This window comes from Vibrio sp. Vb0304 (assembly GCF_033338995.1).
GTDB lineage: Bacteria > Pseudomonadota > Gammaproteobacteria > Enterobacterales > Vibrionaceae > Vibrio > Vibrio alginolyticus.
In genome coordinates, this window is sequence record NZ_JAWOTT010000001.1 from 591,489 (window position 1) to 611,955 (window position 20,467).

Annotated in this window: 21 protein-coding genes; 9 read left to right on the plus strand and 12 right to left on the minus strand. The window is 44.4% G+C overall.

The window, feature by feature from the left end; translation table 11 throughout:
- Window positions 1–49 precede the first annotated feature (49 nt).
- On the plus strand, window positions 50–1,045 hold the full coding sequence (locus R7P35_RS02570; protein ID WP_205461359.1) for a S66 peptidase family protein: 996 nt from the start codon (window positions 50–52) through the stop codon (window positions 1,043–1,045).
- A gap of 27 nt (window positions 1,046–1,072) precedes the next feature.
- On the opposite strand, the gene R7P35_RS02575 is transcribed toward R7P35_RS02570, so the two are convergent.
- The 4 genes from R7P35_RS02575 to R7P35_RS02590 all read right to left on the minus strand — a co-directional run bounded on the left by R7P35_RS02575 (window position 1,073) and on the right by R7P35_RS02590 (window position 4,593).
- Window positions 1,073–2,149, minus strand: coding sequence for a PQQ-dependent sugar dehydrogenase (locus tag R7P35_RS02575; RefSeq protein ID WP_205461361.1), 1,077 nt, complete (start codon window positions 2,147–2,149; stop codon window positions 1,073–1,075).
- A gap of 149 nt (window positions 2,150–2,298) precedes the next feature.
- Complete coding sequence (gene yiaY / locus R7P35_RS02580; protein WP_042521463.1) at window positions 2,299–3,447, minus strand: L-threonine dehydrogenase; 1,149 nt, start codon at window positions 3,445–3,447, stop codon at window positions 2,299–2,301.
- A 333-nt stretch (window positions 3,448–3,780) separates the two neighbouring features.
- Entirely contained in the window at window positions 3,781–4,431 is a 651-nt protein-coding gene (gene elbB / locus R7P35_RS02585) for an isoprenoid biosynthesis glyoxalase ElbB (protein ID WP_205461363.1), read from the minus strand.
- Between the two features lie 12 nt (window positions 4,432–4,443).
- Window positions 4,444–4,593, minus strand: coding sequence for a hypothetical protein (locus R7P35_RS02590; RefSeq protein WP_165439042.1), 150 nt, complete (start codon window positions 4,591–4,593; stop codon window positions 4,444–4,446).
- Between the two features lie 120 nt (window positions 4,594–4,713).
- Between R7P35_RS02590 and yddG the strand changes: the two genes are divergently transcribed.
- Window positions 4,714–5,616: an aromatic amino acid DMT transporter YddG gene (gene yddG / locus R7P35_RS02595; protein ID WP_065275390.1), complete on the plus strand. Its 903-nt coding sequence runs from the start codon at window positions 4,714–4,716 to the stop codon at window positions 5,614–5,616.
- Window positions 5,617–5,767: 151 nt separating this feature from the next.
- Here the strand turns inward: yddG and R7P35_RS02600 are convergent, their stop codons facing one another.
- Together R7P35_RS02600 and R7P35_RS02605 are read right to left on the minus strand one after the other, a co-directional pair.
- Entirely contained in the window at window positions 5,768–6,661 is an 894-nt protein-coding gene (locus R7P35_RS02600; RefSeq protein WP_205461365.1) for a cation diffusion facilitator family transporter, read from the minus strand.
- 175 nt (window positions 6,662–6,836) lie between these two features.
- Window positions 6,837–7,715 (minus strand): LysR family transcriptional regulator, encoded by an 879-nt coding sequence (locus tag R7P35_RS02605; protein WP_053307827.1) that lies wholly within the window; start codon window positions 7,713–7,715, stop codon window positions 6,837–6,839.
- Window positions 7,716–7,886: 171 nt separating this feature from the next.
- Here R7P35_RS02605 and R7P35_RS02610 point away from each other — a divergent pair, with 171 nt between their 5' ends.
- Window positions 7,887–8,462 carry a class I SAM-dependent DNA methyltransferase gene (locus tag R7P35_RS02610; RefSeq protein WP_017821100.1) on the plus strand — a complete coding sequence of 192 codons (576 nt, stop codon included), beginning with the start codon at window positions 7,887–7,889 and terminating at the stop codon, window positions 8,460–8,462.
- A gap of 148 nt (window positions 8,463–8,610) precedes the next feature.
- On the opposite strand, the gene R7P35_RS02615 is transcribed toward R7P35_RS02610, so the two are convergent.
- The gene (locus R7P35_RS02615; protein ID WP_025768449.1) at window positions 8,611–10,584 is read right to left on the minus strand and encodes an acetoacetate--CoA ligase; all 1,974 of its coding nucleotides are present in this window, start codon (window positions 10,582–10,584) and stop codon (window positions 8,611–8,613) included.
- Between the two features lie 222 nt (window positions 10,585–10,806).
- On the opposite strand from R7P35_RS02615, the gene phhA reads away from it, so the two are divergent.
- On the plus strand, window positions 10,807–11,601 hold the full coding sequence (gene phhA / locus R7P35_RS02620) for a phenylalanine 4-monooxygenase (RefSeq protein WP_005375564.1): 795 nt from the start codon (window positions 10,807–10,809) through the stop codon (window positions 11,599–11,601).
- Window positions 11,591–11,929: a 4a-hydroxytetrahydrobiopterin dehydratase gene (locus R7P35_RS02625; RefSeq protein WP_005375563.1), complete on the plus strand. Its 339-nt coding sequence runs from the start codon at window positions 11,591–11,593 to the stop codon at window positions 11,927–11,929. Before phhA ends, R7P35_RS02625 begins: the two co-directional genes overlap by 11 nt.
- A 71-nt stretch (window positions 11,930–12,000) precedes the next feature.
- Here R7P35_RS02625 and R7P35_RS02630 read toward each other — a convergent pair whose 3' ends face one another.
- Window positions 12,001–13,770, minus strand: coding sequence for a choice-of-anchor I family protein (locus R7P35_RS02630; RefSeq protein ID WP_025768448.1), 1,770 nt, complete (start codon window positions 13,768–13,770; stop codon window positions 12,001–12,003).
- Between the two features lie 199 nt (window positions 13,771–13,969).
- Here R7P35_RS02630 and R7P35_RS02635 point away from each other — a divergent pair, with 199 nt between their 5' ends.
- Window positions 13,970–14,314, plus strand: a complete 345-nt coding sequence (locus R7P35_RS02635; RefSeq protein WP_005375560.1) for a HopJ type III effector protein — start codon at window positions 13,970–13,972, stop codon at window positions 14,312–14,314.
- Between the two features lie 38 nt (window positions 14,315–14,352).
- On the opposite strand, the gene R7P35_RS02640 is transcribed toward R7P35_RS02635, so the two are convergent.
- A complete protein-coding gene (locus R7P35_RS02640) occupies window positions 14,353–14,661 on the minus strand; it encodes a cysteine-rich CWC family protein (RefSeq protein ID WP_080276966.1) in 309 nt (102 codons plus the stop codon).
- A gap of 144 nt (window positions 14,662–14,805) precedes the next feature.
- Between R7P35_RS02640 and R7P35_RS02645 the strand changes: the two genes are divergently transcribed.
- Together R7P35_RS02645 and R7P35_RS02650 are read left to right on the plus strand one after the other, a co-directional pair.
- Window positions 14,806–15,021 carry a DUF3820 family protein gene (locus R7P35_RS02645; protein WP_005375557.1) on the plus strand — a complete coding sequence of 72 codons (216 nt, stop codon included), beginning with the start codon at window positions 14,806–14,808 and terminating at the stop codon, window positions 15,019–15,021.
- Between the two features lie 40 nt (window positions 15,022–15,061).
- The gene (locus R7P35_RS02650) at window positions 15,062–15,307 is read left to right on the plus strand and encodes a hypothetical protein (RefSeq protein WP_033906842.1); all 246 of its coding nucleotides are present in this window, start codon (window positions 15,062–15,064) and stop codon (window positions 15,305–15,307) included.
- 251 nt (window positions 15,308–15,558) lie between these two features.
- Here R7P35_RS02650 and yidZ read toward each other — a convergent pair whose 3' ends face one another.
- Window positions 15,559–16,515 (minus strand): HTH-type transcriptional regulator YidZ, encoded by a 957-nt coding sequence (gene yidZ / locus R7P35_RS02655; protein ID WP_033907131.1) that lies wholly within the window; start codon window positions 16,513–16,515, stop codon window positions 15,559–15,561.
- A complete protein-coding gene (locus R7P35_RS02660; protein ID WP_318091655.1) occupies window positions 16,490–17,695 on the minus strand; it encodes an MFS transporter in 1,206 nt (401 codons plus the stop codon). Before R7P35_RS02660 ends, yidZ begins: the two co-directional genes overlap by 26 nt.
- 576 nt (window positions 17,696–18,271) lie before the next feature.
- On the opposite strand from R7P35_RS02660, the gene R7P35_RS02665 reads away from it, so the two are divergent.
- On the plus strand, window positions 18,272–19,522 hold the full coding sequence (locus R7P35_RS02665) for a DEAD/DEAH box helicase (RefSeq protein WP_053307822.1): 1,251 nt from the start codon (window positions 18,272–18,274) through the stop codon (window positions 19,520–19,522).
- Window positions 19,523–19,673: 151 nt separating this feature from the next.
- Here R7P35_RS02665 and R7P35_RS02670 read toward each other — a convergent pair whose 3' ends face one another.
- Window positions 19,674–20,090 (minus strand): VF530 family DNA-binding protein, encoded by a 417-nt coding sequence (locus R7P35_RS02670; RefSeq protein WP_005375544.1) that lies wholly within the window; start codon window positions 20,088–20,090, stop codon window positions 19,674–19,676.
- Between the last annotated feature and the right edge of the window lie 377 nt (window positions 20,091–20,467).

A 20,467-nucleotide genomic window follows, 5' to 3' on the forward strand; every position in this document is an offset into this window, starting at 1 on the left:
TAGATTGTACGAAAATAAATCAACCATGTATCACAAAACAAGGACGCGCATGATCATTCCTAAACCATTACAAAAAGGCGACACCATCGGCTTTTTCTCGCCATCCTCTCCAGCCACGGTGTTCGCACCTGCGCGTTTTGAACGTGCCAAAGCGTATGTGGAATCCCATGGTTACCAGCTAAAAGCAGGTAGCTTAACGGGCAAAACTGACCAATATCGCTCGGGTTCGATTCAAGAGCGAGTAGAAGAATTGAATGCGCTGATTCGTGACCCTGAAGTGCGCTGTATTATGTCGACCATAGGTGGTTCCAACAGTAACTCATTGCTGCCTTACATTGATTTCGAGGCATTGAAGAAAGATCCCAAGATCATTGTTGGCTATTCGGATGTGACAGCTTTGCTTATGGGCATTTACGCACAAACCGGCATCGTCACTTTCTATGGTCCTGCTTTGGTGGCGTCACTGGGTGAATTCCCGCCATTGGTGGACGAGACCTTCGCTTCGTTCGAATCGATAGTGAATACATTAGTCGGCTTGGATCATCAATACACAATGCCACTAGGGTGGACAGATGAATGGATAGAGTGGGGCGGGCAAGACCGCGCGAAACAGACCTTGCAAAACCAGTGGCACTTCAAAGGTGAAGGCAAGATCACAGGGCGTTTGATTGGTGGCAACCTCAATACCATGGCGGGTATTTGGGCAAGTAAGTTTATGCCGAGTATCGAACAAGGCGATATTTTGCTAGTGGAAGATTGTTTGCAGGGCATTGAAACGGTCGAACGTTCTTTTGCGCTGCTCAAGCTCTCTGGTGTGTTTGATAAAGTTGGTGCGGTTGTGCTCGGCAAGCATGAAAAGTTCAATGATAAAGGCACAGGACGAGCACCTATAGACGTGTTACTAGAAGTACTTAACGGTCAACCACTGCCAATTTTGTATGACTTTGACAGCTGTCATACCCACCCAATGCTTACCGTTCCATTGGGCTCGACCATGACGCTCGATTTTGACAATGAAACGGTAGCAGTGAGTTTAAAGAGCTAGCTTTTTTGACTAGCTCTTAAGAGAAAACTATTTCTCCTCAAGACGAAAGATTTTGCCGCTGTCGGTAGAAAAATAGATATAGCCATCGGGGCTGATGGTTATATCTCTTACTCGTTCACCAAGATTCTCCATCAATCTTTTTGATTCGGTGAGCTTGCCATTCTCAATAGAGACCACGTTGATGTGTGCCAGTTTCAATGCACCAGCGAGGATCTTTCCGTCCAACTCTGGGTATTTATCGCCACGGTACAAAATCATGTTACTTGGTGCGATAGAAGGGATGTATACCAGTCTTGGATCTTCCATTCCCGGTAACGACTTAGCTTCACCGACGTCCAACGGTCCCCAATATTCTTTACCATGAGAGACTTTAGCCCAGCCGTAGTTCGCGCCTTTCTTGATTAGATTAATTTCATCGCCGCCGCGTGGTCCATGTTCAATAGACCACAGCTGTTTTGTTGCTTCGTCGTAAAACATACCTTGCGGGTTGCGGTGCCCGTAACTCCATATCTCAGGAAGAGCTTGGGAAGGTTTGAATGGGTTGTCTTGCGGAACCGAACCATCAAGGTTAAGGCGCAGAATACTGCCAGCATGGGTTTGAGTGTCTTGCCCATTATCACGTTCGCCACGGTCACCGATTGAGAAATAAACTTTGTCGTCAACAAATGAAAGTCGACTGCCGTAGTGACGCCCTGTGTCGGTGATGGCATCAGCAACAAAGAGATCGTTCCAACCCACAAGTTGATTGTTTTGCAATTGCGCCGTCGCTAACGCCACCGTATTGCCTTTACTCGTGCGCTTGCTGTAGGTAAAGAAGAGTTGCGGGTTTTGCTTATCGGCATTCGGTGCGAGCGCAACATCCAATAAGCCGGCTTGTCCACTGGTGTTCACATTGGGGACGTTAAACAGCTTTTGAGGTTTGCCTGTGGTGATATCCAGCAACGAAACCGTACCGTTTTTTTCATTGACGATAACGCGTTGGTTATCTAAGAACTCGATCCCCCAAGGGATCTGAAATCCATTCGCCACTTCGTTGGCGCGGTATTCGGCAGTGTTGGCAGAAAAGGATAAACAAGCGAGTAGGGTAGCAGCAATCGTTCTCATGGTTCCTTCCAATATGAATCGTGTTAATACTTAAAAGCTAACACTAAAAGACTATGTTTGGCAGAGATTCACTTGTATATGAATGTAAAAAATCCCCGATACGAAATCGGGGATTGAATTAAGGCTAGAGAATTGTTTAGTTAGCGAGATTACATCGCTTCTTCGAAGATCTTAGAGATTTCTTCGTGAGTTGCTTGTTTAGGGTTAGTGAAACCACAAGCGTCTTTCAGTGCGTTGTCTGCTAGTGTTGGGATGTCTTCTAGTTTCGCACCAAGCTCTTTAATACCTGCTGGGATACCCACATCTTTCGCTAGAGTAACGATAGCGTCGATTGCTGCCGCTGCACCTGCTTCAGCAGACATGCCTTCTACGTTTACGCCCATTGCTTTTGCTACGTCACGTAGACGCTCAGGACATACTTGCGCGTTGTAGCGCTGTACGTGAGGTAGAAGAATCGCGTTACAAACACCGTGTGGAAGGTCGTAGAAACCACCTAGCTGGTGTGCCATTGCGTGTACGTAACCTAGAGACGCGTTGTTGAATGCCATACCCGCCATGAACTGCGCGTATGCCATTTGTTCACGAGCTTCTAGATCTTCACCGTTTTTCACTGCTGTGCGTAGATAAGCCTGGATAAGCTCAATCGCTTTGATTGCTACCGCATCAGTGATTGGTGTTGCTGCGATAGATACGTAAGCTTCAATCGCGTGAGTTAGGGCATCCATACCTGTTGCCGCAGTTAGCGAAGCAGGTTTAGCTAGCATTAGCTCTGGATCGTTTACCGAGATAAGCGGTGTTGTGTGCTTATCAACGATAGCCATCTTGATGTGACGCTCTTCGTCAGTGATGATGCAGAAACGCGTCATTTCAGATGCAGTACCTGCCGTCGTGTTGATTGCGATAAGTGGCATCATTGGTTTTGCAGACTGGTCTACGCCTTCGTAATCTGCGATTTTGCCGCCGTTAGAAGCAACAAGCGCGATACCTTTCGCACAGTCGTGTGGTGAACCACCACCTAGAGAGACAACGAAGTCACATTCGTTATCAGTAAGAAGTGCTAAGCCGTCGTTAACGTTGCTGATAGTTGGATTTGGTTGAGTACCATCAAACACAACGGTTGCTACATCGCGCTCAGTGAGAAGGTCTTGAACTTGTTTGACTACACCGATTTGGTTAAGGATCTTATCCGTAACGATCAAACCTTTTTTAAAGCCTTGAGATTGGATGCTGTCTGCTGCGTCTTTCAAACAACCAGCGCCCATTAGGTTTACCGTAGGGATAAAAAATGCACTTGTCATATTGGATAGCTCCGTCGTTATTTTTAATAATCTTTCTTAATTTGCCATTTACTGTCGCACATTCGTTTCCAGATTGAAGTTGATCTGAAGCAAGTTTACCTACTTAGAGGTACTTGCAATAGAAAAACTGTGACAGTGATCTTGTTGCACTGCGTATAAGTGCAACACTGATATAAAGTAGAACAAATATGAAACTATGGACGTAAACGATTGGCAGAAATTGACTTCTGACGCGGATATATCTCTAAATTCGACTAAAGTATAAAAAATCCCCATTAATAACTTAATTATCAATGGGGATAGGGAAGTGTTTTATAAGCTAACTACTAATAATTAAGCTATTTTAATCAGTTTTGATACTAACTTTTCGATACCTGAAGCCGCTTGAGAGATATTCTCTGCCAACATGTAAGCAGGGGTTGAAAGTACGAGGTGTTTTTCATCAAAAACGATGTCTTCGACAGGGCACGTGGTGTGTTCACCGCTCATTTGATTAAATGCTATTGAGACTGCCTCATCGTTGCCTACCGTTCCTTTCACGCCTTGCTCATAAATCATCGGAATAATGACAGGAGAAATACACAGATAGCCAGCTGGTTTTTTCGCATTAGCAAACGCGCGACAAGCTTGAGCTACGTGTGTGTTAATGGAGCACTCCGCACCTGAAACGGCGAAGTCGGTTAAGTTTTTCGCAGCACCAAATCCACCTGGAAGCAGTAGGGCATCGTATTCATCAACGTTAAGTTTGGCAACATCGTCAATGTTTCCGCGTGCGATACGAGCTGATTCGATCAGTACGTTACGGGCTTCATCCATTTCGTCACCAGTTAGGTGATTGATGACGTGGAGTTGGTCAATGTTAGGTGCAAAGCAGTGCCAAGTTGCCCCTGCTTTCTCGATGGCGTAGAGCGCCAACACTGCTTCGTGGATCTCAGAACCGTCGTAAACGCCTGAACCACTTAAAATGACTGCGACTTTTTTCATGTTTGGATTCCTTTACTCTGAACGTTCCTTAGATTGCTCTTCGCTATCTAGACCATGCGTTTCCGAGTGTGTTTTAACGTTTTCACTCTCGTCGTCATCTTCATCATAGTAGCGCACAACAAAGGGTGTAAGCATAACACTAGAGGGCAGAAAATGTTTCATATCAACTCCAACGGCTTAATAGAATGATTTTTATACTGATTTTTATAAAACAGTACGTTGAACCTGATCATTTTTGAGTTAAGCTGACGTTTCCTTTGGCATTCGTGAGTGGTAGGTCACATGAAATCAGTGCAATTTCGTTTCACACTTTATGGTTGTATCGCGATTCTCTCTTGGAGTTGTCTGCTTGGCATCGCGAGGTTGGTTACGGAGAGTTTAGGTCCTGTAGGCGGGGCAGCCATGTTGTACTCTCTTAGCTCTGTTTTCCTTCTTATCGTGGTCGGTATTCCAAAGTTGTCTTACTTTTCTCCCAAGTATCTTGTGCTTGGTGGTGCGATGTTCGTTTGTTATGAAATATTTCTCGCTTTATCTTTGGGATATTCCAACTCGCGCGCGCAGGCAATTGAGGTGTCGATTGTCAACTACCTTTGGCCCGCACTGACGGTTTTATTTGCGGTCCTTGGCAGCAATAAAAAAACAAACTGGTTGCTTTATCCAGCAGTTACGCTGGCGTTTGTTGGGGTTGCTTGGACTGTGAGCGGTGAGAATGGCTTATCCATAACTCAGATCATGTCCAATGTTAGTAGTAACCCTCTGGTATATTTTATGGCTTTTGCTGGGGCGGTTATATGGGCTTTTTATTGCAACTTAACCCAAAAGCAGCAATCTAAACATAATGCGATTACCCTGTTTTTCATTGCAACAGCTGTTTCGCTTTGGATCAAATATGCGTTTACCGATGAGCCACCAATGACATTCAGTTGGGAAGCGATGGGGTACTTAGTGGCTTCTGCGGCTTTAATGGCTGGTGGTTATGGTTTATGGAACATCGCGATCGTTGGCGGCAATATGGTTTTTCTCGCCACCTTGTCTTACTTCACGCCCATTTTTTCCGCTTTATTTTCTTCTATTATTCTTGGCGTAACTCTGAGCCATAGCTTTTGGCAGGGCGTTGTGATGGTAACGGTGGGCTCGCTGATGTGTTGGTTAGTCACCAAAGAGAAGCGCGAAGCGGCTGGGTAAGTTACCAACGAGATCAGAGAATTTAAGTGAGCAACGAACAGATCTCCCTTGCGAGCTGTATTCGAATACGAAGCAACTAAATCGAAAAAATTAAAAAAGCTCCCGAGATTGGGAGCTTTTTATTGAGTTTTAACGGCTCTTTGGTGGCGCTCTAATAAGCGACGTTCAAGTGTAGTTGAAGCTTGAATCTGTGCTTCGACAGTCGCTTGATAAGCTGCTTACGAGTGTGCTCTAGTGTATCAAGCTCCAATGTGTCGTCATCAATATGTACGTCCACATTTACTCGTAGCTCTTGGCCCACCTTCGTTACGCCAGCCAGTTTCAATTGATGCTCAGTCACTTTTTCAATCTCAAGAACATCTTTGCCAACGCTCTGACACAGCTCTTTGCTTGGTGTCATCATTAGTAGTTCACGTAAGGCACCTACTAGCATACCGAACGGTACTTTGAGGAAGTAAAAGCCCATTAAAACCATCATCATGGGATCGGCATATACCGCATACTCAGAGAATGGCGTTAGTGAAACAGCCCAAGCCGAGATAAATCCTACGGTCACCGCCACACTTAGCAGAGTATCCATTTGCCACTGTTTTTTCTCCGCTTCAATTAAGCCTGATGAGAAGCGGCGGCTGCGTTTCGCCATAAACCACCAAGCGTAACCACAGCCGATAACATTCACGATGCCGAATAAGGTCGCAATAGAAGCATCGACCTCACGACCTCCAGACATCAATGCTGATATCGCAGAGTAGAGAGAGAAGCTTACAACCACTAAAATGACGGCTGCTTTTATAGCAATAACGATTGGTTCTAAGACCGCTTTTCCAAATGGGAATACAGATTTTGAAGGCTTGTTAATATAATAAGAAGCGGCCAGTGACAATAAAGTTAACAGTAAACTGACCAAAGAGTAAACACCGTCAAACATGATGACAATTGAGCCTACAAGCAAGCCAAGTACCATACCACCAGCAGCGAACCCAGATGCCAAAAGGGCTGAAATGGTTAGAATACGGTTTTCGTTTTTGCTTGTCCTGTCACACATAAAAGATGCCTTTGAATTTTAATACCTTACTATTCTTCGCTCATAAGGTAATTTAGGCAACCACAAAGTGACCAGTAACTAATCTAAAAAAATGCGTTTTTATTTATGTTTTTATAAAACAATGACTTACTGTGATTTTAGGTGTCAGTAAAATTGACGCTCACTGATAAAATGTTTAGAAGTCAAATAAATACTCGCTCAATTTATCAGCTAACCACGTCATTGCAGGATGCTCAGCATGGCCGTTAGGTGAAAACATACAGTAGTCTTCTTGCGTCAATCCGTATGTGTGTTTGATAACGGCGAGCTTCTGCTGACGAAGGTAATGGCGGATTAATGGTTCAGGAAGCACTCCCCAAGCGTCTTCTTCTAAGATGGTGTTCAGCATGTAGTCAAAACTCGAAAAACCAATATATCGAGTCGAGAAAGGTTGCAGTTCAGGGTTGTCTTTCTCATTTAGGTACACCATTAGTGCTTGCATTTGACTACGTAGATCTTCGTCTGAGACACGGCGCATCTTACTTAGGCGGTGTTCTACACTGCATACTGACATCATACGTATCTTGCCTAACGGGTTATATACGATACGAGGATCGTCTACTCGCTCATAATCAACGCCGAAAGCAAAATCTACTTGGTGGGTACTGACCAAGTTGGCTAAGTCGCCACTGGATGCCAAGATTAAGTTGAAGGTTGTTGAAGGAAAGCGGTTATTCAATGTATGAGATAATTCTTGCCAGAGATCATCAGGTAAGGAGTCGTCACGTGCTACCCAAACTTCCGCGTTAAACCCTTCCGAGATTTGAGCGCAGGTCTTTCTGACCCGTTGTGCGATGATAAGTAGGTGTTCGCAATCTTTGTAAATGGCTTTCCCAGCTTCAGAGAGGGTGAGCTGGTTGCCAGTTCGGTTAAACAATTCAACGTCGAGATCTTTCTCTAATGCCTTAATCGACATACTGAGTTTGGTGCGATTGCAGTCGAGTTGCCTTGCCGCTTCAGAAACAGAACCACACTCAGCGATGGTGCAGAAGGCTTCTACTTGAGTTAAGTTCATGATTTGACACAACCAATAAATGAATTCAAATAATTTGGGTATTATGCAGATGCGCTCCCAAAGCCATGAAAGATTATCGAAAAAAACGCGAATCCGCTAGATAAGTCTATGGTCTTTTAACGGTTTTGCGGTAATCTATGTGGGTTACAAAAAGTGAACATGGAGGCCACGATGGCACAAGATTGGGACGGCTTAGCAAAAAACTGGGAATCAAATCCAGCAACAGAGCAATTTGCGCAGTCGGTGTTTGAGCAGTTACAACAGCTAACTCAGCTTGATGGCATTAAAGTACTAGATTTTGGATGCGGAACAGGGCAGTTAAGTCAACGATTGTCACCGATGGTTAAAGACATCGTAGCATTAGACGCATCGGAAGCCATGATTGAGGAACTCGATAAAAAAGAGCTCGTCAACGTAGAACCTGTGGTAGATGCATTATCTCGCGGCTTGGTCGCTCAGCATCCGGCCTTTCGTGGACAGTTCGACTTGGTGGTTGCATCATCAGTTTTAGCGTTTGTGGAAGACTTAGACGCGTCATTAACGATCTCGCATTCTCTACTTAACCACGGCGGCTATTTTGTTCATTTTGATTGGATTGCAGAATGTGAACAAGACGGTTTTACCCTTGCGAAGTCTGAGCGTGCACTGAAAGAAGCGGGTTTTACTGAAGTTGAATCGCAACACGTTTTTGACATTACATCTGATGGTAAAACAATGTCGGTATTAATGGGGCTTGGTCGTCGCTAATACCGCTGAATAAAGAACAAAAAATGACAAAAGCGAGCTAACAAGCTCGCTTTTTTCTTATCTGCTGAGGATATATGTAACTTCACTTGCTCTAAACAAGCGTCGTGGTGCAGGCAAGGACATACTCGAACAACTTAGTCTTCGGAGGTTATTTTGAGACGACTATCCTGCGTATCTCCTCCAGCACTTCAGGGTTGGCTATTGCGCCTAAATTTTCGACGCTTCGGTTGTTAACGACTTGCTTAACGGCTAACTCGACCAGCTTTCCTGAGCGTGTCTTAGGTATATCGCTTATTGCGTAAATTGCACTAGGTACATGCCTTGGAGAACATGCAGACTTTAGCTGTGCTTTGATGGAAGCGATCATCTCGTCATTGAGCTCTACCCCTTTGACTAATTGGACAAACAGCCATATTTGTTCGTTGCGATCGACTTCTTTTCCTACTGCGATCGAATCTAGAATACCGTCTATACAGTTCACTTGCTGATAGATTTCGGCCGTGCCGATTCTTACGCCACCAGGATTCAACGTGGTATCACTTCGACCATAAAATACGTATCCCCCAACGCGGGTCTGTTCAACATCATCGCCGTGGTGCCAAATATTGTCGAATTTATCCCAATAAGCACGATGATATCTCTCACCGGTGTCGTTCCAAAAGCCAGCAGGGAAGTTGGGTAATGAATTGGCGCAAACCAACTCACCGCGCTCTCCCATTACGCTATTACCTTGTGGGTTAAAGACTCGGACATCGACCCCTAACCCTGCTGATTGGCACTCTCCCCGATAAACGGGAGAAATAGGGTTGCCTAATACAAAGCAGCCACAAATGTCTGTTCCGCCAGAAATCGAGGCGAGGTGTACATCTTCTTTAATGTGCTGATAGACATAATCAAACTGTTCTGGATACAGAACAGAGCCAGTCGAACAAATGGTTTTCAGACTTGAAAATGCATCACTTTTCTGCGGAGAAAAAGATGCTTTTTCCAGCGCCTCTAGGTATTTTGCTGAGGTTCCAAATAGCGTCACTTCGGCTTGTTCTGCGAGGTCCCAGAGCACATTATGAGTGGGGTAAACAGGGCTACCATCAAAAATCACCAAACATGCACCGCTCGCGAGTGAAGAAACGTGCCAGTTCCACATCATCCAGCCGCAGGTTGTGTAGTAAAACACTCGGTCGTTCGGTTGAATATCGCAATGCAGTTGATGCTCTTTCAAGTGATTAAGCACCGTTCCGCCGACGGAATGGACGATGCATTTCGGTTTGCCTGTTGTGCCTGAAGAATAGAGCACAAATAGCGGATCGTTAAAATTCACACGAGTAAAAGTCAGCGCTTCGGGTGTGTATTGATTCAGGACGTTTTGCCAATCTTGGGTGCAGACATCGCATTCAAAAATGTGTGGTTTAAGGTAGCTAATTTGGCAAACTTGTTTAAGACCATCAAGATGATCCGCAATATGCTGGTTTTTCTCAGACATATCGAAAGTTTTGCCATTGAATGTATAGCCATCACAAGTAAACAGGATTTTGGGTTTCACTTGACCAAAGCGTTCCAAAACGCTTTCGACGCCAAAATCAGGTGAGGTGGAAGTCCAGGTCGCCCCCAAACTACTGGTTGCTAGCATGACTACCACCGTTTGAGGTAGGTGAGGTAAATACCCAGCGACGACATCACCTTGCTTAATTCCACATTCTTTCAACCATTGCTGCACACTCGAAACTTCTTCGCACAATTGTTTCCAGGTGTAGGTCTGTTTTTCTTCACGTTCATTTTCAAACCAAATCGCGAGATCATCGGGTTGGTGACACGCGTAGGTTAACAAATTTTCGGCGTAGTTAATTTGCGCGTTTGGGAACCATTTTATATCCCTATTTTCAACAGGTTGCTGCCAGCGACTTTCTGCTCGCTCTTTTATGGTCTCTCCCTGAGTGCCAATGACGTCGCAGAATAGCCAAACTTCCTGCCAAAATTTTTCTACATGATCGAGTGACCATTGATGCAGATCAGCGAAGCTTTCAAGGGTATTTCCTTGTCGATTAATGTGTTCAATAAACTGTGTAATGTTGGCTTCTTCGATACGACTTTCGCTCGGTTGCCATACTTTGCTGCTCTCGCGCATAGGTCCCTCTATAACAAAGTGATAACAGGTTTTAGTTTGAGAGGAATACACGATAAAGTCAAACAAGCCAGATATTATATCGTGTCATAAAAATCATGCAGTTACGATGCATTGTAAACAATATGTTACATCGGGATGATGCTGAGAAAGTCGCGTAGGGATTGGAAGCTCTTAAGACTACAGATAGGCTTAATGTAAAGGATTTGTTAATGGAGGTGAGCCATGACCCAGTATCGTTCTAAACCCGTAAACCAGGAAGGCAGGGTTGAATGGAGCCGTGAAGAAGACGCCATTTGGCGAGATTTGGTAACACGACAAATGGGTGTGATCCAAAACAGAGCTTGTGAGGCTTATTTACACGGTTTGACGCTGCTTGATTTACCTCAAGACCGCGTTCCTCAGTTACCAGAAATTAATCGTGTCTTGATGGAGACAACAGGTTGGCAAGTGGAGCCCGTTCCCGCGCTTATTGATTTCGACCGATTTTTTAATCTACTCGGTAATAAGCGCTTTCCAGTCGCCACATTCTTGCGTACAAGAGATGAGTTCGATTACTTACAGGAGCCAGATTTCTTCCACGAAATATTTGGTCATTGCGCGATGTTAACCAACCCAGACTTTGCTGCATTTACCGAGCATTATGGTCAACTAGGGCAAGCCGCTACCCCAAAACAAAGAGCCTATCTCGCTCGCCTCTACTGGTTTACCGTAGAGTTTGGCTTGGTGAAAGAAGGGGACAAAACCAAAATTTACGGTGGTGGTATTCTTTCATCTCCTGGCGAAACCCTCTACGCATTAGAGAGTGATGCAGCAATTCGCGACCCATTTGAATTACAAACAGTGCTGAGAACGCCTTATCGTATCGACATCATGCAACCGAAGTACTACGTGATTGACGACTTTTCTCAACTTTTTAAAATCAGTCAGTTAAATTTATTGAAACAAGCCGATCTAGCGATTGAAGCTGGACTGCTTCCTCCACTTTTTGAACCAAAGGAACCTGCTCATGTTGAATGAACAAAAATGCGAAGCTTGTAGTATCGATGCCATTGCACTAAGCAAAGAAGAGCAACAGTCTCTGCTTCTGCAATTGTCTGATTGGCAGATCATTGAAAGAGAAGATATACCTCAACTAGAAAAGGTGTATAAATTTAAGAACTTCAAACAAGCATGGGCTTTCAGTAACAAAATCGCGGAACTGGCAGAAGATGAGTTCCACCATCCTTCTATTTTGTTGGAATGGGGTAAGGTTACCGTAACGTGGTGGAGTCACTCTATCAAAGGTCTGCATAAAAACGATTTTATCTGCGCATCAAAGTGTGACGCGCTAGCATCGGCAGAGTAGGACATTACCTCATACAAAAAAACGCCCGGCTTACGTCGGGCGTTTTGGTTCTAAATGACTTTTACATTACTTTATAGATTGATTCGGAAGACGGATGTCGTGCCCGATACCTCATTGCCAACGGCGATAAAATGACCACCATTACGGGTAAAGTAATTAATGGATTCTGGACCTAAATCGCCTGCTTTTGGATTGTATGTGTCGTTCATGCATTCGCCATCTTCGACTTCTGTACATACTGGCTGATTGTAATCACGGCGGTTTACGTAATGCATAAACTGCGCTTGTTTCGGGTCTGTGATGTCATAAATCATGATACCGCCTTGACGCTCCAAGCCGATAAACGCGTAATGACGACCGTTAATTTGTGCTACTTCAATCGCCTCTGGCTCAATACCTTTATCATCACTTCGGTCATCGCCACTATTATTGTTATCGTTGGTGCTGTTGAAGTTCTTGCCTTCATTCAGCAGCGCGATAGTCGCGAAATCGTCACCACTATCGAAGACCAACTTGCCGTTTTCATCCCAAATCGAGAATGAACGCGCGCCAAATGATTGAACATTCTCTTGTGCAGAAAGCGTTTGTTCCGGCTTAATCACTTTTAAACGCGCGAGTTGTTTGTTGTCTTTTAGTGCCTCTGCCAATGGGTGTTCTGCTGCTACTTTCAGCTTCTTACCGCGCACTTCATCAATATGGCTTAAACAGCTCCCTTGCTCAGATGTGTATTCATCTGTACCAAGGTAATCGTCTTCATCCCACATAAAGCCAGCTTTGTCGCACAGTTCTTGAGTGGTTTTGAATCCGTACTCACGCCCGTCGCCTTCATTTGCAGATACGATGTAAGTACTCCCATTCACTGAGTAGCTGTCGATAGTGTCAGGCATAAATAAGCCAACCAGTTGTGGGTAGCTTTTCAAGTTCCCAATGATTTTGTCTTTGTTGGATGCATCGAGTTTAGCGCCCGACCAAGACTTCTCACCTAAGCCAACAATTTTTTCTACCGATTTGCTCTCTGGATTGACGATTGCCATGGCGTTATTTTCTTGTAGCGCGACATAGATTTTACCGTTATCTGCAAAAGTGAGGTATTCAGGCTCTAGATCTTGTGCGATGGTGGCGTTTGGCCCCGAAATACGCACATTCATTGGGAGCTCTGCTTTTCGTGAACCATCAAATTCGTTAAAGCCAATTTGTGTTACTTCTGCTTGAGTAACACCAAGGCTCAGATCGATCAAAGTGATACTACCTTCAGGGTCAATGCTGTAATCGCTGTTTGGTTCTCCTTCATTAGCGGTTGCGATGTATCGGCCATCTTTTGAGAAGCCAACCATGTCTGGCAATGCGCCTGTTGGGAAAGTCGTGACTAATGACAAATCGCCGGAGCGGTACAAGCCAACAATACCATTCGCTTGTTTATTACTGTTTTCAATCGCAACAGCTACCAAACCATTGAATACAGCGACACTGTTTGCTGCGCCAATTTCAATGCCCGCTGCTTCGCCAGCGCTGTTGAGATCAATGAATGCGCTTTGCGTTGGTACGCCGTTGTCATCCATAGAAAGTACATCGATACGTTTTGCTTGAGCATTCACCACATAGAGCTTATCTGTACAGGCGTCATAACTCACGATTTCAGCTGCCGATGTATCGAATGGAGCATCAGCAACGGATGTCCCGATAAACGTTAACCCTTGAATTGAAGTTTCCCCAGTAACGGGCGCAGTGGTAGGTTTGCATTGTGTAGCGAATGAAGCCACGGTATCTTCGGGTTGTGATGAACACGCGATGGCAAGTGATGACAATGCGAGTGCACCGATTGCCTTTAAAGGGGTGATCATGATATCTCCTTATCAATCCGATAGGTTGTCAATCAGCATGGGTTTTATGCTGCTGTCCATTTCCGCAACTGGAATGATAGAGCGCTGAATGACGTGTGATTTGGTAAGGCTCTGAATATATGTATGATTGATGACTCTTATATTGGCTTTTTATGAAACTAATGTGTCATCAATATGATGAGGTAGGGATAGAGGAATAATGGAATTAAAATCGTTTTTAGATTTATTGGCAGCGTCACCAGAGCAGGTCGAATTTGAAGCAACGATGGCGGTGATCGAAGATAACTATACGTTTGAGCCAACCGCTTTTGTAAATGGTGAGACACAAAACAATGCAGGCGAGAACAACGGTTCGTGTAAGATCTTCGCTTTCGGTTTGCTAAACAACCTAGACAAAGAAGCGACGCTAGCCTGCTTTGGCCGTTTTTATCGTGAAGATGTATTGCAGCATCCAGAGAACAGCGATCACCAGAATATTCGTAATTTTATGGTGACAGGGTGGGAAGGCATTAAGTTTGAAGCGTCCGCTTTAACCGCTAAATAAACACCAGTCAGAAAACGATGATCAGTAAGCCAGTCGTATTACGCGACTGGCTTTTTTTCTAGACATTTTCGGCACAAACACAGCTGGTTGGCGCTTGGCTTGGGTAAATCACGGGTTTCAATAGTAAAGCACCAGCATGTCTCTTTGCCTGCGGCGATATCACAATGGGCTTGAGTCCCGCATTCAGGACAACTGTGTGTTGAATCTTCTCCTGCGATTTGTTCGATAATCGCATCTCGTTGGAGATCGGTTTTGTCTTTCCATTGGATGATTTCATCCATCGTTCGGTGACAACCAGAGCATATTCCGGCGTTATTTTTACATGCTGCTCGACAAGGTGACTTCATTGCTTTCTCGTTCTCATTTTTTATGCCGCGTACTCTAGCATAAAGCGAGTCAAGGCCGCCAAAAATAAACGTGACTGCGATTTGCTGGTGAGGAGGGAGAACCAGTGTTACCCTTGGGCGAGTTACCTTAACTCTCTGTCACTTATGTTAGAAAAAGAAAACCTCATTAAACTCGCTAGAATGCAAATGCCATTTGGGAAATATGCAGGGCGAGTGTTAATCGACCTGCCTGAAGAATACTTACTGTGGTTTGATAAAAAGGGCTGGCCAAGCGGCGAGCTAGGGGATTTGCTCAAGCTATGTTTAGCGCTCAAAATTGAAGGCTTAGATAGTGTCGTGAAGCCTTTGAAGCGTATGTAACTAGCCACAGAAACTCCCACTCTTAATGAAAAGACTTATTATGAATTTTGATATCGATGCACTGAAACATCACCAATTGGTCGAAGATGGTAAACTAGAGGGATGCTACATTCATCAGCCAGCTCAAGGTAGCCAACACAATGACAAAGCTGTTTTGGCAGAGCGCCAAGCGTTGGAAAAGTTGGGATATAAGGTAATACAGCTTAAAGCTAAAGGCGGGACAACAACGTTTGCCGAGGCGATGCAAAAGCTTGCGAAGGAAACTGGTCACCTGCCTAAGGAGTAAGTGAGTGTAACCTGCCACAGCCTTACAAGTTCTCCCACCAGACTATTTTTTCATTCAAAAGAGCCAGACCGTTAGGCTGACTCTTTTTTGTCCCCAAATGAGCTGAAATCAATTTCGAAGTGGATAATAGAGTCCAAGATTTTCAAGTATTTAATCTAATAGAAGGCAAGATCACACTCCTACGCTTATTGACAACATAAAGGGGGAGAATGTCTATTCCTTTACTTTAAATGTACTTAAACATTAACTGTTCAACTTGTGCCATACAGGCTCTTTATCGTCTCCCTCAACCACACGATTTTAGGGTTCTGGTTATTGCGCTTGTGCCAAATCATAGTAAATGGAATCAGTAGCTTGTGCTGATAATCTTCAGCAACGGGGATAGGCAACGCTATTAAGTTGGGGTGAAGCTGTTCGCAGTATCGCTGACAATATTTTGGTGCTGTGGTTAACATTTGATGGTCGGGCTTTTCTGCAACAAATAAAGCTTGCTCGAAACTCGCCATCGTTAGGCTAACGTTTCGAGTGTGTCCCTGCTCAGCCAAGATCTCATCTAACACCCAACTGTCATTTTTCTCCCATGCTACATTGATATGGGCATAGCTTAAGAAAGTATCCAAATTCCACTCTTGCTTGAGCGCAGGATGATCTTTGCGGACATACACCATAGGTAAATCTGAGAACAACACTTCGAAGTTAATGAAATACGGTAGCAGTTCTAACGACTCTTTGGAGCGAGGATGGCTTTCGCGGCCAGTAAAACCAATATCCACTTCACCGCTAGTGATGGCATCTAATGAGTCCTCATCCCAGTTATGGTACTTTACCGTTGAGTCTGGGTAAAAGTCATGGATTCGTTTGGTCAGTTCGTCGACCATGATGAGTGACAATGGCGACTCTACTCCAAGATGAAATTTAACTCCGCTTGGAACATCATCACCTCTGAGTGAAACAATCTGGTTACCGATCTGCATCCAGTCTGACAAAAGCACTTGCACGTTTGTCGCGAGATTTGTTGGTTTTAGGCCTTGCGGCGTATTCACAAAAAGCGGGTCATCAAACCAAGCGCGTAGTTTGCCTAGAGACTTACTCACGGTTGAGGGAGTTACATTAAGTTTTTTCGCCGTTTTAGTAACACTCTGCTCTTGCAGTAGCAATTGCAGAGTGAGCAGTAAATTAAGATCAAGTCGGGCAAGAGATTTCTTCATGAGGCTCACTAACGTTATGATTTGGAAATAATAATATTACGGAGAGTCCAATAACGCCACTAGCAACCAACGCTATCATTAACATCATCACGGCCGACACACCTAGCGTCGCCATCAACCAAATGTAAAGTGCAGACCAAGAAACCTGACCTATGCCAAGCATAGAGCTTGCAAGTCCAGCTTTGCGTGAGAACTGGCTTAACGCTTGGCTCATCGCCACACCAAACCCCATTGGAAAACTCATGCTGAGCAGAGTGAATCCTACCATATAAAGTGTCGGACTATCGCTATTCAAGTGAGCCGCGAGAATAACGATAGCCGACAGAAAATTGGTCATTTGTGCAGCGAACATCAATGTGGTTTGTTTGAAGCAAGAAAGAGCAAATGGAACTGAAAACGATGTCGTCATACCTACCATCGCGAGTAGTGCCATCGTTGTTGAATATTCGCCTCGAGTAAAACCAATTGAATCCATTATTATCATTGGTGACGTATTTACATAAGAGAGAATAGCTGTGACGCCTAAAGATGTATAAATAACGCGCGATATGAAAAAGCGGTTAGATAGTGATTCGTTCGAAGCTTCACTCACCTTTAAAGTTGTGCGCTTGGTTTTAGGCAAGGTTTCTTTCAAGACAAAGCAAGCAATTAAACCTATCACAACACCCATTATCGCCATGGCAGTGAATAACACGGGCCACGGAAACTTGATCATAATCAGATTGCCGATCACGGGGGCAAGTACTGGAATAGAGCAGATAATTCCATTAAGCATCGATAGAACCTTAGCTCGCTCTGGGTCCCCTAGAGTGTCACGCAAAATGGCAAAGGCCACTACATAGCAACATGCGGCACCTACGCCTTGGAAAAAGCGCATTATTAGGAAGCTATTACTGGTCTCAGCAGAGCCCGCGAACATTGATGCAAGGGTAAAAATCACTGCACCGCAAATGGCAACAGGTTTGCGTCCTAAACAATCAGCAGTTCGCCCAACAAAAACCATAGTCGATGCTAGACCAGCGAGGTAAATAGAAAAAGCAATATGAAGTTGTGATTCGCTGGCAGACAGGTCATGGGCGATTTGTAGTAAAGCAACCAAGTAGAAATCTATTGCCGTAGGATAAAGCAACACAAAGGCGAAGCTACATATCAGATATCGGGATAAATTAATTTTTTCCATTACTACCTCGTGAAGGAATTGGGCTTACGAGGATGATATGCAACATTACTCATCTTGGCGCGTTACCTTTCTGACAACAGGTATTTCCATATACGACATCAGTAACGATTGTGGCTATAGCAGTCAAATTTGCCCTAAGAAGAACCGTGGTATTGGGAGAAAGTAATCTATACAACCGAGTCCACTACATTAGTTAAATAGACAACGATGGACATTAGTGACCTGGAGTTTTCTCAAGCTATATTAAGCTCTCAAAACCACAGGGCTTAAATAGTGTGGTTAAGCCTTTGATTCGGATGTGGCCTGCCTTTGTAATCTCTTTCCCCAAAATACAATGTGTTTTGTTTTACAGGAGTCAGAATGCCTGGCTCCTTTTCCCTTTGCTTATCGCGAACGCTACCATCTTGGTCGTAGAGTATTGGTTACCGAAACCATTAACTCATGTTAGTGAAAGGAAATTCCTGAACCCTATAGTGCTTCTTTCACCAATCTTCTGTTTGGGCCATTATCTCTAACATCCAGACGCGAAATAGCATAAGATACACGGCCTTTACTAGCACTGAGCCACTCATCGTAATGACAGATAAAACACAGCAAGCGACATTTGCCGATCTTGGCCTGATTCCAACCTTAGTCGAGCGACTAGAAGCGTTAGAATACAGCCAACCGACACCCATTCAATCCCGTGCTATTCCTGATATCCTTGAAGGGAAAGATATTATTGGTGGTGCCAATACGGGTTCTGGTAAAACCGCTGCTTTTTCGCTGCCAATCCTGCAAAAAATTGTTCAGCAAGACGGATCAAACAATCGCCGTGGTAACTTCGTTTCTCACCTGATTTTAGTTCCAACTCGTGAGTTGGCATCACAGGTGGCATACAACGTCAAATCTTACTCGTACCATCTCAGAGATAAGATCAAAACGGTTGCCGTATTTGGTGGTGTATCGGTGAACCCACAAATGCTAGCGCTTCGCGGTGGCTGTGACATTATCGTAGCTACGCCGGGTCGATTACTTGATCTGGTATCCAGTAACGCGATTAAGTTGAGCCAAGTAGAAACGCTCGTCCTTGACGAAGCCGACCGAATGTTGAGCCTCGGATTTACCGAAGAACTGAATAAGATTCTTGCGTTACTACCAGAGAAGAAACAGACGCTGTTATTTTCTGCTACTTTCCCTGATAAAGTCACGACGCTGGCTCAGCAGTTGCTCCGCGACCCTGTTGAAGTTCAGTTGCAGAGCGCAGAAGCCAGCACTTTGGTGCAGCGCGTGTTTAGTGTAAATAAAGGTGAGAAGACGGCGGTACTCGCGCACTTAATCAAACAGCATCAGTGGCGACAGACTTTGATTTTTGTGAACGCTAAGAATGCCTGTAACCATTTAGCTCAAAAGTTGTCAAAACGCGGTATTACCGCTGAAGTTTTCCATGGTGATAAAGGGCAGGGCGCTCGTACTCGTGTCCTTGACGGTTTTAAGTCTGGCGAGATTCAAGTTCTTATTGCCACTGATATCGCAGCACGCGGCCTTGATATTGAAAAACTTCCAGTGGTGATTAACTTCGATCTTCCGCGTAGCCCTGCTGATTATATGCATCGAATCGGTCGTAGTGGTCGTGCTGGTGAAGTAGGTTTAGGATTATCTCTTATCGATTACGACGACTACCACCATTTCAAAGTGATAGAAAAGAAAAATAAGTTCCAACTTGAACGCGAGCAGGTAGTCGGTTTTGAAGTGGAAGACGATCAGAGTGAAGCCTACTTTTTACCAATGAAGCCGCGAGCGAAGCCGGCAGGTACGGGTAAAAAGAAGAAAAAGCGTAATCAATAGAAAACGTAAACTACATGTGAGTTTACTTACGGGAGTTGTTAGAGAAAAGGAATGCTCACTAGCTTGAGTCTTCGCTTCTAGCCATTCCTTTAAAGAACAATAGAGCCCTGCTGGAGCTACCAGTAGGGCTCTATTGCTTTTCAAGATAGTGTTATTGGCGACGAGCAGGGCGTCCGCGAGGTGAACGCTTTTTAAATGCAGACGCTGCTTTGGCTTGTGACTTAAGAATAGAGTCAACGGTTAGCGGCATTGGCTCTTTAGGTTCAAGGCCATGAGGGAAGGTACGAGCTCTTGGTGGTAAGTTGTATTCTTCTTCGCTCGCGCGTGGCATGCGCTTAAAGCGATAAAGGTAAAAGTTTTCTAATTTTTCTCTCGCCCATTCGGTTTTCTTTAAATACTTCACGCTACTTGCAATCGAAGGCTTAGTGTTAAAGCAATTAAAACGCATTGCTGTATCTAGAATGTCCCAGCCGTAAAAATCCACTAACTCTTGCAACATAGTCTCTAGCTTTAATCCGTGCAGTGGATTGTTCTGTTGCAGCTCGATTCTCTCTTCGTCAGTCATCATTTTTAAGGGCCTTACTCATTAAAGGGCGGAGTTTAACAAAGTATACAATGTAGAGATATCTATAGTTACTTTGCGATGGATGCGAGCACAGTGCTCTCTACCTTGAAAGTATAAATCGGAATTGGCCGCTCTACTTGGCTCTCTGCTCAAAAATGACTCTTAAAAGTTCAAGCGTCCCAGCTCGATGTTAAATTATTGTGTAATAAGTGAGATTTTTGTTGTTCTTTTACTAATGTCTAATATTCCTACCCATAGCAACACATGCTTAATAAGCTCAAAATCAAAATTGGTTCATGCCGCTTTCTTAGTATGGCCTAGAAGTTTGATGTGGGTGTTGTCTCGTATTGGTCGAAGGCCTGTCTACCAAGCGAAACTCT

What these genes read in the sequence shown, in the direction of transcription:
- R7P35_RS02575 (WP_205461361.1), bottom strand. Translation starts at nt 2,149, where the DNA reads ATGAGAACGATTGCTGCTACCCTACTCGCTTGTTTATCCTTTTCTGCC.
- R7P35_RS02635 (WP_005375560.1), top strand. Translation starts at nt 13,970, where the DNA reads ATGGAATTAAAATCGTTTTTAGATTTATTGGCAGCGTCACCAGAGCAG.
- R7P35_RS02610 (WP_017821100.1), top strand. Translation starts at nt 7,887, where the DNA reads ATGGCACAAGATTGGGACGGCTTAGCAAAAAACTGGGAATCAAATCCA.
- R7P35_RS02605 (WP_053307827.1), bottom strand. Translation starts at nt 7,715, where the DNA reads ATGAACTTAACTCAAGTAGAAGCCTTCTGCACCATCGCTGAGTGTGGT.
- R7P35_RS02600 (WP_205461365.1), bottom strand. Translation starts at nt 6,661, where the DNA reads ATGTGTGACAGGACAAGCAAAAACGAAAACCGTATTCTAACCATTTCA.
- R7P35_RS02660 (WP_318091655.1), bottom strand. Translation starts at nt 17,695, where the DNA reads ATGGAAAAAATTAATTTATCCCGATATCTGATATGTAGCTTCGCCTTT.
- yiaY (WP_042521463.1), bottom strand. Translation starts at nt 3,447, where the DNA reads ATGACAAGTGCATTTTTTATCCCTACGGTAAACCTAATGGGCGCTGGT.
- R7P35_RS02650 (WP_033906842.1), top strand. Translation starts at nt 15,062, where the DNA reads ATGAATTTTGATATCGATGCACTGAAACATCACCAATTGGTCGAAGAT.
- yddG (WP_065275390.1), top strand. Translation starts at nt 4,714, where the DNA reads ATGAAATCAGTGCAATTTCGTTTCACACTTTATGGTTGTATCGCGATT.
- R7P35_RS02640 (WP_080276966.1), bottom strand. Translation starts at nt 14,661, where the DNA reads ATGAAGTCACCTTGTCGAGCAGCATGTAAAAATAACGCCGGAATATGC.
- R7P35_RS02630 (WP_025768448.1), bottom strand. Translation starts at nt 13,770, where the DNA reads ATGATCACCCCTTTAAAGGCAATCGGTGCACTCGCATTGTCATCACTT.
- R7P35_RS02625 (WP_005375563.1), top strand. Translation starts at nt 11,591, where the DNA reads ATGTTGAATGAACAAAAATGCGAAGCTTGTAGTATCGATGCCATTGCA.
- R7P35_RS02670 (WP_005375544.1), bottom strand. Translation starts at nt 20,090, where the DNA reads ATGATGACTGACGAAGAGAGAATCGAGCTGCAACAGAACAATCCACTG.
- R7P35_RS02615 (WP_025768449.1), bottom strand. Translation starts at nt 10,584, where the DNA reads ATGCGCGAGAGCAGCAAAGTATGGCAACCGAGCGAAAGTCGTATCGAA.
- R7P35_RS02570 (WP_205461359.1), top strand. Translation starts at nt 50, where the DNA reads ATGATCATTCCTAAACCATTACAAAAAGGCGACACCATCGGCTTTTTC.
- R7P35_RS02665 (WP_053307822.1), top strand. Translation starts at nt 18,272, where the DNA reads ATGACAGATAAAACACAGCAAGCGACATTTGCCGATCTTGGCCTGATT.
- R7P35_RS02645 (WP_005375557.1), top strand. Translation starts at nt 14,806, where the DNA reads ATGTTAGAAAAAGAAAACCTCATTAAACTCGCTAGAATGCAAATGCCA.
- elbB (WP_205461363.1), bottom strand. Translation starts at nt 4,431, where the DNA reads ATGAAAAAAGTCGCAGTCATTTTAAGTGGTTCAGGCGTTTACGACGGT.
- yidZ (WP_033907131.1), bottom strand. Translation starts at nt 16,515, where the DNA reads ATGAAGAAATCTCTTGCCCGACTTGATCTTAATTTACTGCTCACTCTG.
- R7P35_RS02590 (WP_165439042.1), bottom strand. Translation starts at nt 4,593, where the DNA reads ATGAAACATTTTCTGCCCTCTAGTGTTATGCTTACACCCTTTGTTGTG.
- phhA (WP_005375564.1), top strand. Translation starts at nt 10,807, where the DNA reads ATGACCCAGTATCGTTCTAAACCCGTAAACCAGGAAGGCAGGGTTGAA.